This is a genomic window from Sulfitobacter aestuarii, assembly GCF_042685005.1.
Taxonomy (GTDB): domain Bacteria; phylum Pseudomonadota; class Alphaproteobacteria; order Rhodobacterales; family Rhodobacteraceae; genus Sulfitobacter; species Sulfitobacter aestuarii.
The window spans coordinates 40,193-53,031 of sequence record NZ_JBHUMP010000019.1 but is presented as its reverse complement, the minus strand read 5'-3'; the positions used below and the strand labels follow the sequence as shown (position 1 = coordinate 53,031).

Annotated in this window: 12 protein-coding genes; 5 read left to right on the top strand and 7 right to left on the bottom strand. The window is 60.8% G+C overall.

Annotation, left to right across the window (positions count from 1 at the left end):
• On the top strand, positions 1-717 hold a 717-nt coding region (locus tag ACFSUD_RS16810), incomplete at its 5' end, for a flagellar hook-length control protein FliK (RefSeq protein ID WP_386375665.1).
• A 12-nt stretch (positions 718-729) separates the two neighbouring features.
• Complete coding sequence (locus ACFSUD_RS16805; protein ID WP_386375664.1) at positions 730-1,389, top strand: flagellar hook capping FlgD N-terminal domain-containing protein; 660 nt, start codon at positions 730-732, stop codon at positions 1,387-1,389.
• A 32-nt stretch (positions 1,390-1,421) separates the two neighbouring features.
• On the opposite strand, the gene ACFSUD_RS16800 is transcribed toward ACFSUD_RS16805, so the two are convergent.
• From ACFSUD_RS16800 to ACFSUD_RS16780, 5 genes are all read right to left on the bottom strand, one after another.
• A complete protein-coding gene (locus ACFSUD_RS16800) occupies positions 1,422-2,750 on the bottom strand; it encodes an NAD(P)/FAD-dependent oxidoreductase (RefSeq protein ID WP_386375663.1) in 1,329 nt (442 codons plus the stop codon).
• On the bottom strand, positions 2,747-3,568 hold the full coding sequence (locus ACFSUD_RS16795) for an ABC transporter permease (protein ID WP_386375662.1): 822 nt from the start codon (positions 3,566-3,568) through the stop codon (positions 2,747-2,749). Before ACFSUD_RS16795 ends, ACFSUD_RS16800 begins: the two co-directional genes overlap by 4 nt.
• Positions 3,565-4,440, bottom strand: coding sequence for an ABC transporter permease subunit (locus tag ACFSUD_RS16790; protein ID WP_386375661.1), 876 nt, complete (start codon positions 4,438-4,440; stop codon positions 3,565-3,567). The genes ACFSUD_RS16795 and ACFSUD_RS16790 overlap by 4 nt, the downstream gene beginning before the upstream one ends.
• Positions 4,441-4,474: 34 nt before the next feature.
• Positions 4,475-5,602, bottom strand: a complete 1,128-nt coding sequence (locus tag ACFSUD_RS16785) for an ABC transporter ATP-binding protein (protein ID WP_386375660.1) — start codon at positions 5,600-5,602, stop codon at positions 4,475-4,477.
• 79 nt (positions 5,603-5,681) lie between these two features.
• A complete protein-coding gene (locus ACFSUD_RS16780; RefSeq protein ID WP_386375659.1) occupies positions 5,682-6,767 on the bottom strand; it encodes a polyamine ABC transporter substrate-binding protein in 1,086 nt (361 codons plus the stop codon).
• Between the two features lie 146 nt (positions 6,768-6,913).
• On the opposite strand from ACFSUD_RS16780, the gene ACFSUD_RS16775 reads away from it, so the two are divergent.
• Both ACFSUD_RS16775 and ACFSUD_RS16770 read left to right on the top strand, forming a co-directional pair.
• Positions 6,914-7,600 carry a GntR family transcriptional regulator gene (locus tag ACFSUD_RS16775; RefSeq protein WP_386375667.1) on the top strand — a complete coding sequence of 229 codons (687 nt, stop codon included), beginning with the start codon at positions 6,914-6,916 and terminating at the stop codon, positions 7,598-7,600.
• Positions 7,601-7,690: 90 nt separating this feature from the next.
• Positions 7,691-9,115: an aspartate aminotransferase family protein gene (locus ACFSUD_RS16770; protein ID WP_386375658.1), complete on the top strand. Its 1,425-nt coding sequence runs from the start codon at positions 7,691-7,693 to the stop codon at positions 9,113-9,115.
• Here the strand turns inward: ACFSUD_RS16770 and argE are convergent, their stop codons facing one another.
• Both argE and ACFSUD_RS16760 read right to left on the bottom strand, forming a co-directional pair.
• The gene (gene argE, locus ACFSUD_RS16765) at positions 9,116-10,273 is read right to left on the bottom strand and encodes an acetylornithine deacetylase (RefSeq protein WP_386375657.1); all 1,158 of its coding nucleotides are present in this window, start codon (positions 10,271-10,273) and stop codon (positions 9,116-9,118) included.
• Complete coding sequence (locus tag ACFSUD_RS16760) at positions 10,270-11,451, bottom strand: M24 family metallopeptidase (protein WP_386375656.1); 1,182 nt, start codon at positions 11,449-11,451, stop codon at positions 10,270-10,272. The genes argE and ACFSUD_RS16760 overlap by 4 nt, the downstream gene beginning before the upstream one ends.
• Positions 11,452-11,685: 234 nt before the next feature.
• Between ACFSUD_RS16760 and ACFSUD_RS16755 the strand changes: the two genes are divergently transcribed.
• Positions 11,686-12,786, top strand: coding sequence for an ABC transporter ATP-binding protein (locus tag ACFSUD_RS16755; protein WP_386375655.1), 1,101 nt, complete (start codon positions 11,686-11,688; stop codon positions 12,784-12,786).
• The last annotated feature ends 53 nt before the right edge of the window (positions 12,787-12,839 follow it).

Here is a 12,839-nt window from a genome sequence, read left to right as displayed (position 1 = left end):
CCCGGTCGCGGCATAACCGAGCGGGAAATCCACTTAGGAAACGGCTCGAAGCTGTTCAGACAAACCGAGCCACCTCACAATCCCTATATACGAGGACCACAACAATCCGTGTCCGATGCCACTGAACACCTCGCCTCCCACCCTTCCCGGACTCAGTCTTCTCCTCAGCTGGCGACTCCGCTTCTGGACCCATCGTCTCCCTCCCCAGAAATATTTTTTGATCCGATGTCGACGAGCGACTTTGAACTGGACGCGCTACGCAGGGTCTCGGCACAGACAAACTTTGCTACCAATATCGGTCAGCAGCGCGGTGATATTGGGCAGCAAGTCGCTAGGCAAATTGCCGAAAATGCGCCGCGGAACTTTGGCACACCGGTGCAGATCAATCTGAGCCCGGACGAACTGGGGCATGTGCGCCTATCTGTGACGACGATGGATGGGGCTGTGACCGTGAATATCCTGGCCGAGCGACCCGATACGCTTGACCTGATGCGCCGCCATATTGATCACCTGGGGCAAGATTTTCGTGCGCTTGGTTACGACGAAATCGCGTTTTCCTTCGCGCGCAGCGAGGATAGTCAAACTGAGACTTCAGGCGAAAATGGGCGAGGCGACCTAAGGCCAGATGACGAGTGGCGAAACGACGACGTTTACGAAATGCCAGTGAGTTCCAAAAACCGCATAACGAAAGAGGCCGGGCTGGATATTCGACTCTAAAGGAGCAAAAAGTTGATCATATCGTCAATTGAAAACCAAACCTCAAATATTGCAGCTCCGTCACCGCAAGCGAGAGCAGTGCTGTCGTCAGATTTCGAAACCTTCCTGCAGATGCTTACGACACAAGCCAAGTATCAGGACCCGTTGGAACCGCTCGACTCCTCCGAATATGCGGCTCAACTTGCACAATTCTCTATGGTAGAGCAGCAAGTTCTTTCCAATGATCTACTGACAACATTATCCACTCAGCTTGGCTCGGGCGCAGCGGCACTGAATCCAGGTTGGATCGGAATGGAAGTGCGAACGAGCGCCGCTGTTTTGTTTGACGGCGCTCCTATCACCATTGAAACTCGCCCTGCTGTCGGCGCGGATCAGATGACCTTGGTCGTTTATGATGCAGCGGGGGCCGAGGTGCAGCGCCGCGCGCTGTCACATGATTCCGGTTCTGTCGATTGGGCGGGTGTGACAGAGGGCGGTGTGCCGTTTCCGAATGGAATTTACAGGTTCGAGATCGAGAGCCAAGCAAAGGGCGAGCTGCTCGACAGCTACGCTGCCGAAAGCTACGCTAAAATTATTGAGACACGCATTCAGGACGGGCTGCCGTTGCTGGTTCTCGAAGGCGGGTCAACGGTTCCCGCAAGCGATGTTAGCGGTTTGAGGGCAGCGACATGAGCATTAAACGGCACTTGCGATCTCGTCGGCGCTCATCGATCCGCCAGCGCAAAGCCCGCGTAAGCGAATGGCATGAGCGCGCGCCGAAAGCGCCCCATCTCGAACTGACGCAAAGGAGAGCGCATCGCTGCAGGATAGGTCCGGTCCGTTTTCTGCCCCAGAACCAGATCTGCCAGAAGCGCACCGGAATAACTGGCCATCGCTACCCCGTTGCCATGATAGCAAAGCCCAACATACATGTCCGGTTCTCGCGGCACCGTGCCGACGAATGGCATCCGGTCGCGAGCAATACACACCATGCCCGACCAACCATGGGGTGTCTCCACATTCTCCCAAGCAGGAAACATCTCATCGAAATCGTGCCGCGCCCGCTGCAATGCGCGACGTTCCGAAGCCCGGTTCGCGAGCAAGCCACCACGCACGCCGAACAGCATGCGACGGTCCGGCATCAGTCGAAAATAGTGAAGCAAATGCCTCGTGTCATAGCAGGCTTGGGGCGTGGTCCATCCCTGCGCAGAAAGCTCAGAGTGACTGAGTGGACGCGTTACGATGATGCTCGACTGGGTAGGCATGTAGCGCCCTGCGAACCACGGCGGCAGGTCTTCCGAGGAATAGCCGTTTGTCGCGATGATAACTTTTTCTACCCGCAGCTCTGCCGTCGGGCTGCGCAACAGATAGCCACCGTCTCGGCGGCAAATCTCTGTCACCGACGTGTCATGAAAAACCACCGCGCCGGAAGCTTCCGCAGCCTTCGCAAGACCGTTTACATATTTGCGCGGGTTCAGTGCGAAACCGATCGGCAGGGTCAGCGCGCCGTGGAAGTCGGAACTCATACCATGATCGGAAAGCTCAGTTCTTGCGATAAGGGCGGGAGAAACGCCGTAATCCTCCTCAATCCTGCCGATGCTGCGCTGCAACTCGCTGAAATCGCTTGGCCGATGCGCGAGTTGGGTCTCGCCGGTGGAATGGCGGTCTACTTCGATACCGTGCCGATCGATGATTTCCTCGACCAGGCGGACCGCATCGATCTCCGCTTGTCGCCAATCGCGCCGCCCCTCATAGCCGTATTTCCGCTCAAGCGCCGAATTCGGCAACATGCCACCGCCGAGACAGCAGAAGCCACCGTTACGGCCCGATGCCCCCCATCCAACGTGACGGCTTTCCAGCACCATGACCGAGACTCCGGCTTCCGCCAGATGCAGCGCAGCGGAGAGACCGGTGAATCCGGCACCGATGATCGCCACATCACAACGCTGCGCAGACTGCAAGCTGGGACGTCTCGGCAATTCGCAGGTCTGATCCCACCAGCAGTTCGCGCGCGGCGCATCACTATAGGCGAAAGCGGGGTAGATCCGCCTCATCCTGTTGCGCGCTCCGCTGCCTGCGCTTCCTTGCGCAGCCGAAGGCTGTTACGTTTGCTGATCAATGAGGCGCTGATCACCCCGATGGTGACGATCGAGATCATGATGGTGGAGAGCGCATTGATCTCCGGCGAGACGCCGAGCCGAACCGCCGAGAAAATCCTAATTGGCAAGGTGGTCGCCGAAGGTCCTGCGGTAAAGGATGCAATCACTAGATCGTCGAGGCTAAGCGTGAATGCCAGCAGCCAGCCGGAAATCACAGCCGGTGCGATTATCGGCAGGGTCACGAGACGGAAAGCATCCCATGGGGAGCACCCCAGATCGAGCGCGGCTTCTTCCAAAGAGCGGTCGAAAGACACCAGGCGAGAAGAGACAACGACTGACACATAACACATTGAGAAAGTCGTATGAGCCAGAACGATGGTCAGGATGCCTCTGTCGAGCCCGATGCCGATGAACAGCAGCAGCAGGGACAGGCCGGTGATGACTTCCGGCATCACCAAGGGTGCATAGATCATCCCCGAGAACAGTGTGCGGCCGAGGAAACGACCGCCGCGCACGAGGACATAGGCCGCCATTGTGCCGAGCATCGTGGCCAGGGTCGAAGAGGCCACCGCTACTTTCAAGGTGACCCAGGCGGCGTTCAGAAAGGCTTCGTTTTGAAACAGGGCACCATACCAGCGCGTCGAGAATCCTGCCCAGACCGTTACCAGCTTCGACGCATTGAAGCTGTAGATAATCAGAATCACCATCGGCAGATAGAGAAAGACAAAGCCGAGGGTCAGGGAGGTGGCGTTGAACCAGGAAAACCGTCTCATCGCTCTGCCTCCGCCTGTTTTTGCTGGTTGCGCTGGAACAGCACGATCGGGATCACCAGGATCAGCAGCAGGATCACGGCAACCGCCGAAGCCACCGGCCAATCGCGATTGTTGAAGAATTCTTCCCAGAGCACCTTGCCGATCATCAGCGTGCCGGACCCGCCCAGCAGTGACGGGATCACGAATTCGCCGAGTGCCGGAATGAAGACCAGGAAACACCCCGCGACGATGCCGTTCTTCGACAGAGGTACGGTTACCAGCCAGAAGGCCTGTATCAGTGAGCATCCCAGATCCTCGGCCGCCTCGTTCAGCGATTCATCGAGCCGGTCGAGGGCCGCATAGATCGGCAGGATCATGAAGGGCAGATAGGTGTAAACGATGCCGATATAGACGGCGGTGGTCGTGTTAAGGATTGTCAGCGGCGTGTCGATAAATCCGATCCAGATCAGGAACTGGTTCAGCAATCCCTCGCTGCTGAGGATGCCCATCCAAGCATAGACCCTGATCAGGAAGGAGGTCCAGAACGGCAGGATCACCAGCATCATCAGGGTCGGGCGCCATTCTTCGGCCGCCCGCGCCATGCCATAGGCGATGGGATAGCCGATCAGCAGGGTGATGAAAGTCGAGATCAACGCGATGCGCAGTGAGCTCAGATAGGCCTTCCAATAAAGGTCATCAGAGGTCAGGAAGGCGAAATTCTCGAAATCGAACGCCGCGAACATCTGTGCGATGCCGTCCTTGAGGGTCGGCGTATAGGGGGGAATCGACAGGGCGATATCCGACAGGGAAATCTTGAAAACGATCAGGAAGGGCACAAGGAAAAGCGCCAGCAGCCACAGGTAGGGTATTGCGATCAATACGAATCTGCGCATCAGAATGCCTCCGCTTGGCGTCGGTTCGAACCATTCATTGGTCGAGCAGCACGCCGGCCGTGGCGCTCCAGCCGACCCAGACGCGATCTTCCCAGGTGATCGAGCGACGCGCGAGCCGCCGGGTGTTGGCGGTTTGCGCCTTGATGATCTGCCCGCCGGGAAGTTCGACATGATAGGTCGAGAGATTGCCGAGATAGGCGATGTCCAGCACCCTGCCCTGCACCGCATTCTGCGCATCGACAGGCTTCTCGGTGGCAATGAAGATCTTTTCGGGGCGAATGGCCAGATGACATTTCTGTCCCGCGCTGAAGTACCGCGCTGAAGCGGCATGGAGCGGTTCCTGCCCCTCGGCCCAGTCGATGCGATAGAGTTCCTCGCCATCCGGCGTCGCACGGCCTTCGATGATGTTCACATCGCCGATGAAATCCGCGACATAGACCGAGTTCGGTGCCTCGTAGATTTCCGCCGGGGTGGCGACCTGCATGATGCGCCCCTCGTCCATGACCGCGACCCGGCTTGCCACGGTCATGGCCTCTTCCTGATCGTGGGTCACGATCACGAAAGTGGTACCCGTGGTTTCCTGGATGTCCATCAGCTCGAATTGCGTGTCCTGACGCAGTTTCTTGTCGAGCGCTCCGAGCGGCTCGTCGAGAAGCAGCAGCTTGGGCGCCTTGGCGAGGCTGCGCGCCAGCGCCACCCGCTGACGCTGACCGCCCGAGATCTGATGCGGTTTGCGGCGGGCGAATTTCTCCAACCGGGTCAACTTCAGCATTTCGTCAACGCGGGCGGCGATCTGATCCTTGTCCTTCTTGTCGCGGCGCAGACCGAACGCGATATTGTCCCAGATCGAGAGATGCGGAAACAGCGCATAGGACTGGAACATCATGTTCACAGCGCGTTTGTTCGGCGGCACCGGGACGATGTTCTGACCGGCCAAGTCAATGCGTCCGCTGCTCGGATCCTCAAAACCCGCAAGCATCCGCATCATCGTCGTCTTGCCACAGCCGGAGGGGCCCAGCAGCGCGAAGAACTCCTTGGCGTAGATATCGAGGGTGAGATCATCGATGGCAACGAATTCGCCGAATTTCTTGGTCACGTTCTGGAAACGGATCAATGGCGTTTCCCGGGGATCGTCCCAGGGCGCGAAGACAGTCTGTGGCACGAAATGGAAATCCTCTGGTCCCCCCAAACAGGGGTTTGAAACGGGGGCGGACCGGACGGCCCGCCCCGGACTGAAAGGCTCAGGTGCCGGATTTGATCTTCGTCCAGAGCCGGGTCACAACCCGCTGCACCTTGGGTCCGTAGGGGCTGGTGGTATAGAGGTTCTGCAGCGTTTCCTCGTCCGGATAGATCGCCGGATCGCCGATCACGTCCTCGCTGAGGAATTCCTGGCTCGCCTTGTTGCCATTGGCATAATAGACGTAATTCGACGCCGCGGCGGCGTGCTGTGCATCCATCATGAAGTTAATGAACTGATGCGCCGCATCCGGGTTGGGCGCATCCACCGGGATCGCCATCTGGTCGAACCACATCAACGCGCCTTCCTTGGGCGCGTGGTATTCGATCTCGACACCATTCTCCGCCTCTGCCGCGCGATCGCGGGCCTGCAGGATGTCGCCGGACCAGCCGAAGGCGACACAGATATCGCCGTTGGCCAGCGCGTTGATATATTCGGAGCTATGGAATTTCTGCACATAGGGCGCGACGGCACTCAGCACCGGTTCGGTTTTCTCGATCACCTCGGCGTCCTGGCTGTCCGGATCCTCACCGATATAGGCAAGGGCCGCCGGGATCATCTCGACCGGCGCATCGAGGAAATGCACGCCGCAATCGGCAAGCTTTTCCATGTTCTCAGGTTCGAAGATCAGCGCCAGAGAGCCAACCGGCGCATCCTCGCCGAGCACCTCCTTGACCTTGTTGATGTTCATGCCGAGCCCGGTTGTACCCCACATGTAATTGACCGCGTATTCGTTGCCGGGGTCGTATTTCTCGACCCGTTCGCTGATCACATCCCAGGCATTGTCGATATTCTCGATCTTCGCCTTGTCGAGCTTCTGGAAGGCGCCGGCGGTGATCTGACGCTGCAGGAAGGTTCCCGAGGGCACCACCACGTCATAGCCTGACCCGCCCGCCAGCATCTTGGTTTCGAGCACTTCATTGCTGTCGAAAACATCATAGACCAGATCGATGCCGGTCTCGGCCTCGAATTTCTCCAGCAGCGATTCGTCGATGTAATCGGACCAGTTGTAGACGCGCACCTGTTCGGCATGTGCCGTGGCGGCGATCAGCGTGGCGGCGGCGACGCCGCTCATCAAACGGTAGTTCATCTGTTGCTCCCCATGGTGAGGCCGGGTTTATCCCGACCCTTTCGCCAATTTGATCAAGTTTTGCCTCTTGCGGCAAGATGATTTATGCTTTCATGCAAATGTAAGCGGCGCAACCGCGGCAGAATCCTCGAATGTCAGGCCCGAAAATGGAAACACTCGTGACCAGCAGAACCCAACCCAAACGGGATGTCGATACCGGCAAGATCCCGACCCATCAGCAGGCCTACGAACGGCTGCGCGCCCTGATCCTGTTCGGCGATCTGGCCCCCGGCCAGGCGGTAACCATCCAGGGGCTGACCGAAGCGCTGAACGTCGGGATGACCCCGGTTCGCGAGGCCCTGCGCCGCCTTATCGCCGAGGGCGCGCTGACCCATCAGGGCAACCGTCGGGTGACCGTGCCGGTCCTGTCCCGCGCCTGTATCGAAGAGCTCGGATTCATCCGAAAAGCGCTGGAACCGGAGCTCACGCGCCGCGCGGTGGCGCGAATCGATGCGACGGGGCTGGCGCGCCTGCGGGCTTGCGACGACGCGCTCAACCGGGCCATCGACCGGGGCGATGTCGGCGGCTATCTGACCCAGAACTACACTTTCCACCGCTTCATCTATGAAAGCGCCGAAGCGCCGATCATGGCCACCACGGTGGACCAGTTATGGCTGCAATTCGGCCCGTCCCTGCGCGTGGTCTGCGGCCGGTTCGGGACCAGCAACCTGCCGGACAAACATGCCGACCTGCTGCGCGCCATCGCCGCGGGCGACGCGGAGGCCGCCGCGACGGCGATGACCGGCGACGTCGATCAGGGGATCAGGCAGATCACCGCGGCGCTGGAAAAGTAGGTGGCCTGCGTCGATTCGATTTGACAGCGTTTAATTTGATCATATCCTGCCAGCAGAGCCCGTTCCGTCGCAAAATCCGAGGTGATCTTCATGTCCTCCGTTACCAACCACCTGCCCACCGCCGAGCTTCAGGCGCTCGATGCGGCGCATCACATGCATCCCTTCACCACCAATTCGGAACTCGCCGACAAGGGCGCGCGCATCATCACCCGTGCCAAGGGCGTCTATCTGACCGACAGCGAGGGCAACGAGATTCTCGATGCCATGGCAGGGCTGTGGTGTGTCAATCTCGGCTATGGCCGCGAGGAGATGGGCAAGGTCGCGGCGCGGCAGATGAACGAACTGCCCTATTACAACACTTTCTTCCAGACCACCCACGTGCCCGGCATCGCGCTGGCCAAGGAGCTTGCCGACCTGGCACCGGGCGATCTCAACCATGTGTTCTTCGCCGGTTCCGGGTCGGAGGCCAACGACACCAACCTGCGCATGGTGCGCACCTATTGGGCGCAGAAGGGCAAACCCGAAAAGAGCCATGTGATCAGCCGCAAGAATGCCTATCACGGGTCGTCGGTCGGTTCCGGCAGCCTGGGCGGCATGACGCCGATGCACGAACAGGGCGGCATGCCGATTCCGGGGATTCACCATATCGCACAGCCCGACTGGTGGAGCGAAGGCGGCAATCAGACGCCGGAGGCCTTTGGCCTGGCCTGTGCTCGGGCGCTCGAAGACAAGATACTCGAACTCGGGGCGGACAAGGTTGCCGCCTTCATCGGCGAGCCGGTGCAGGGCGCCGGCGGCGTCATCGTCCCGCCCGAGAGCTATTGGCCCGAGATTCAGCGAATCTGCGAAAAACACGACGTGCTGATCATCGCCGACGAGGTGATCTGCGGCTTCGGGCGTACCGGTAACTGGTTCGGCTCGCAGACCATGGGGATCAAGCCGCATATCATGACCATCGCCAAGGGGCTGAGCTCGGGCTATGCGCCGATCGGCGGGTCGATCGTCTGTGACGAGGTCGCCGAAGTCATCGGCAATTGCGAATTCAATCACGGCTACACCTATTCGGGTCACCCGGTCTGCGCCGCGGTGGCGCTCGAAAACCTGCGGATCATGCAGGAAGAAAACCTGCTCGATCACGTGCGCAACGTCGCCGCCCCGGCATTGAAGGAAGCGCTCGACGGGCTTGCCGAGCATCCCCTGGTCGGCGGGGTCAATGTCTCCGGCATGATGGCCTCGCTGCCGCTCACGCCGCACAAGGCAAGCCGGGCCGCCTTCGCCGCGGACAAGGGGACGGTGGGCTACATCTGCCGCGAACATTGCTTTGCGCATAATCTGGTGATGCGCCATGTCGGCGACCGGATGATCATCTCGCCGCCCCTGGTGATCACGCCGGAAGAGATCGCGATCTTTGCCGAGCGGGCCAGGGCCGCGCTCGATGCGACATATGCCGATCTGAAGGCGCAGGATATGCTGCGCGCGGCGGAAGAGCATGACGCCCCCTCCCCGCTCGGCTGATCAGAGCAGGCGCTCGCCCAGCCGTTCCAGCATCGCGAGGCAGGCGCTCAACTGTTCCAGGCTCACGAACTCATCGGGTTTGTGGGCCTGTCGGATCGAGCCGGGGCCGCAGACAACCACGTCCATGCCCATCTGCTGGAACAGCCCTGCCTCGGTCCCGAAAGGCACGACCTCCGCCCCGTTGAGCCCGAGCAGCCCCGCCACCAATTCGCGTGCCGCATTGTCGCGCATCGGTTCGAGCCCGACGACCTCGCCCATCGTTTCGGTGACGATATCGGCATCTGGAGAGACGGCACGCATGTCGGGCAGTAGTTCCTCTTCGACGAAACGCTCCATCGTCTGCTTGACGAAATCGAGATCGCTGCGCTGCACCGGGCGAAATTCCCAATCGACCTCGGCTTTGCCGACGATCACGTTATGCGCGTGGCCGCCGGAAATGCGGCCGATGTTGAGCGTGGTCTCCGGCGGCTCAAACCTGCTGTCGGCAGGCGTGCGTTGGCGCAGTTCGGCTCGCAGCGCCAGCAGCCGTGCCACATAGCGCGCGGCAAATTCTGCCGCATTGACCCCGAGACCCGGATTCGACCCATGGCCCTCGAGCCCGTAGAATCGCGTCGTGTATTCGCAACAGCCCTTGTGCCCCTCGATCACCCGCATCTCGGTCGGCTCGCCGATGATGGCGATGTCCGGTTTCAACCCGAGGCGCTGCAGTTCCGGAACCAGGCTCTGCGCGCCGAGACAGCCGATCTCCTCGTCATAGGTGAAGGCGAAATGCACCGGTCGGCGCAGCGGCAGCGCCGCGTAATGCGGTGCCATGGCCATCACCGCGGCCAGAAATCCCTTCATGTCGCAGGTGCCGCGACCGAACAGCAGGCCATGCTCCTCGCGCATCACGAAGGGATCGCTGCTCCAGTCCTGATCGATCACCGGCACCACGTCCGAATGACCGGACAGAAGGATTCCGCCCTGCTCGTTGGGTCCGATCGAAGCGAAGAGATTGGCCTTCGACCCGTCGCCCGTGCTGAACAGATGGCAGCGCGCCCCGAGGTCGGAAAGCCGATCGCGCAGATCGGTGATCAGCGCCACGTTGCTGTCGCTCGAAATCGTCGGATAGGCCACCAGCCTGCCGAGCAGTTCGACCGTCTCTGCCAGTCTGGTCATTTCACGAACATCTGCCGCGGCCGGTTGCAGAAGGTTTCGGCCGGTCCATGATCGCGAATGCGGATGCTCTCGGTGATTTCGATGCCCCAATCCTTCATCCACAGACCGGGCATGAAGTGAAAGGTCATATCGGGTTCGAGCACGCTTTCGTCCTCCGCGCGCAGAGAGATCGTGCGCTCGCCCCAATCCGGCGGATAGCTCAGCCCGATCGGATAGCCGCAGCGCGCGCCACGTTCGATCCCGGCCTTCTCCAGCGGCGCGGCCAGCGCGTTGGCGACATCGCAGGCCCGGTTGCCCGGACGCGCCGCCTCGAGCCCGGCCTCCAGCCCCTCGACCAGCGCGGCCTCGGCGCGGCGCAGGAAATCGGGCGGCTCGCCGAGGAAGAGCGTGCGGCAGAAGGGCGCGTGATAGCGCCGGTAACAGCCTGAAATCTCGAAGAACGTCGCCTCATCACTGGCGAAGGCCCGGCCATCCCAGGTCAGATGCGGTGCCGCCGCGTCGGAGCCCGATGGCAGCAAAGGCACGATCGCCGGATAATCGCCCCAAGCGCCCTCGACCCCGCGGATCGCGTCCCGGTAGATCTCCGCCACGATCTCGTTCTTTGGCACGCCGGGTTCGACCCGCTCGAGCAGGCCGTCGACGATTTTCTCGGAAATCCGTGCCGCCTTGCGCATGAAGGCCAGTTCGGGCGCGGATTTGATCGTGCGCTGCCAGTTCACCAGCGCCGTCGCATCGAGGAATCGCGCATCCGGGAGGCTCTCGCACAAGGCACTATGCGCCTTGGCGGAATAATAGTAATTGTCCATCTCGACGCCGATCCGGGCTTTCTCCAGCCCCAGCGCGCGCAGGTGACCGGCCAGATCCTGCATCGGATGGCGCTCGGTGGACTGCACGTAATTGTCGGCATAGCCCAGGCTACGGTCCTCTCCCATCCAGACCGTGCGCAGCGCGCCGTTGCGGTCCTGGTTGCGCCCCCACCAGATCGGCTCGGCATCGGGCAGGACGATTACCCCCTGATGCACGTAGAAGGACCAGCCGTCGTAGCCGGTGAGCCAGGCCTGGTTGCTCGGGTCCGTCACAAACAGCGCCTCGAGCCCCCGCGCGGCCATCTCGTCGCGCACAAGGGCAAGGCGGCGGTCGTATTCCGAGCGCTCGAAAGGCAGATCTATCGGTGGCATATCAGCGTTCCCTCCCTGTTGTCCGCGATGTTCCCGCACGGTGGGACAGAGCCCAAACCGACGCAAGATATTTGCGCATCCGCATGGCACTTCGACGCGAATTTCAGCGGTTGCGACAAGCGATTGCCGCTTATTGCATGAAAACTGTCGTAAACCGGTTGCAATGCCGCGCAGGGGAGGCTTTAGTTTCAGGAAACAAGGGCGAAAAATCGCCGTACCAACAGGGAGCCTATCTTGGCCAACACCACTACCAACGGCGCTTTCGTCGAATTCGAGCGCGTTCAAAAGAGCTATGACGGCGAAAATCTGGTTGTCAAAGACCTGAACCTCTCCATGCCGAAGGGCGAATTTCTGACGATGCTCGGGCCGTCGGGATCGGGCAAGACCACCTGTTTGATGATGCTCGCCGGGTTCGAGACCGCGACCCATGGCGATATCCGCCTCGACGGAAAATCGATCAACAACATCCCGCCGCACAAGCGCGGTATCGGCATGGTGTTCCAGAACTACGCGCTGTTTCCCCATATGACCGTGGCCGAAAACCTGTCCTTCCCGCTTGAAGTGCGCCGGATCGGCAAGTCGGAGCGCGAGGAGAAGGTCAAGCGCGCCCTTGGCATGGTGCAGATGAACGATTTTGCCGGGCGCCGCCCGACACAGCTTTCCGGCGGCCAGCAGCAGCGGATCGCTTTGGCCCGCGCTCTGGTCTTCGAACCCGAGCTGGTGCTGATGGACGAACCGCTCGGCGCGCTCGACAAGCAGCTGCGCGAAACCCTGCAGTTCGAGATCACCAATCTCGCACATGAGCTCGGGATCACCGTCGTCTATGTGACCCATGACCAGACCGAAGCGCTGACCATGTCCGACCGTGTCGCCGTCTTCGACGATGGCCGCATCCAGCAGCTCGCCCCGCCCGATGAGCTCTACGAAGCGCCGCAGAACAGCTTCGTGGCGCAGTTCATCGGCGAGAACAACACGCTCGAAGGCACGGTGAAGGAGATCAAGAACGGCGTCGCGCTGGTGCAGCTCGACGGCGGTGGCCTGATCGACGCCATGCCGGTCAACGTGAGCGAGGCCGGGGAACGCACCCGCGTCTCGATCCGTCCCGAGCGCGTCGAGTTCAACAAGAGCCGTCTGCATGCCGATGCGCATACGCTGCAGGCCGAAGTGCTCGAGTTCATCTATATGGGCGACATCTTCCGCACCCGTCTTCGGGTCGCCGGGACCGATGACTTCATCATCAAGACCCGCAACGCCCCCGATCAGAAACGCCTGGTACCGGGCGAGCAGATCGAGATCGGCTGGCTGCCGGAGGATTGCCGCGCATTGGATGCCTGATGCGTGCGCCAAGTTGCCGCCGATGATTGTCTTCGTCGCGGCAACGACAAAGC

Coding starts and splice junctions, on each gene's coding strand:
- ACFSUD_RS16800 (WP_386375663.1), bottom strand. CDS start 2,750: ATGAGGCGGATCTACCCCGCTTTCGCCTATAGTGATGCGCCGCGCGCG.
- ACFSUD_RS16795 (WP_386375662.1), bottom strand. CDS start 3,568: ATGAGACGGTTTTCCTGGTTCAACGCCACCTCCCTGACCCTCGGCTTT.
- ACFSUD_RS16790 (WP_386375661.1), bottom strand. CDS start 4,440: ATGCGCAGATTCGTATTGATCGCAATACCCTACCTGTGGCTGCTGGCG.
- ACFSUD_RS16780 (WP_386375659.1), bottom strand. CDS start 6,767: ATGAACTACCGTTTGATGAGCGGCGTCGCCGCCGCCACGCTGATCGCC.
- ACFSUD_RS16775 (WP_386375667.1), top strand. CDS start 6,914: ATGGAAACACTCGTGACCAGCAGAACCCAACCCAAACGGGATGTCGAT.
- ACFSUD_RS16770 (WP_386375658.1), top strand. CDS start 7,691: ATGTCCTCCGTTACCAACCACCTGCCCACCGCCGAGCTTCAGGCGCTC.
- argE (WP_386375657.1), bottom strand. CDS start 10,273: ATGACCAGACTGGCAGAGACGGTCGAACTGCTCGGCAGGCTGGTGGCC.
- ACFSUD_RS16760 (WP_386375656.1), bottom strand. CDS start 11,451: ATGCCACCGATAGATCTGCCTTTCGAGCGCTCGGAATACGACCGCCGC.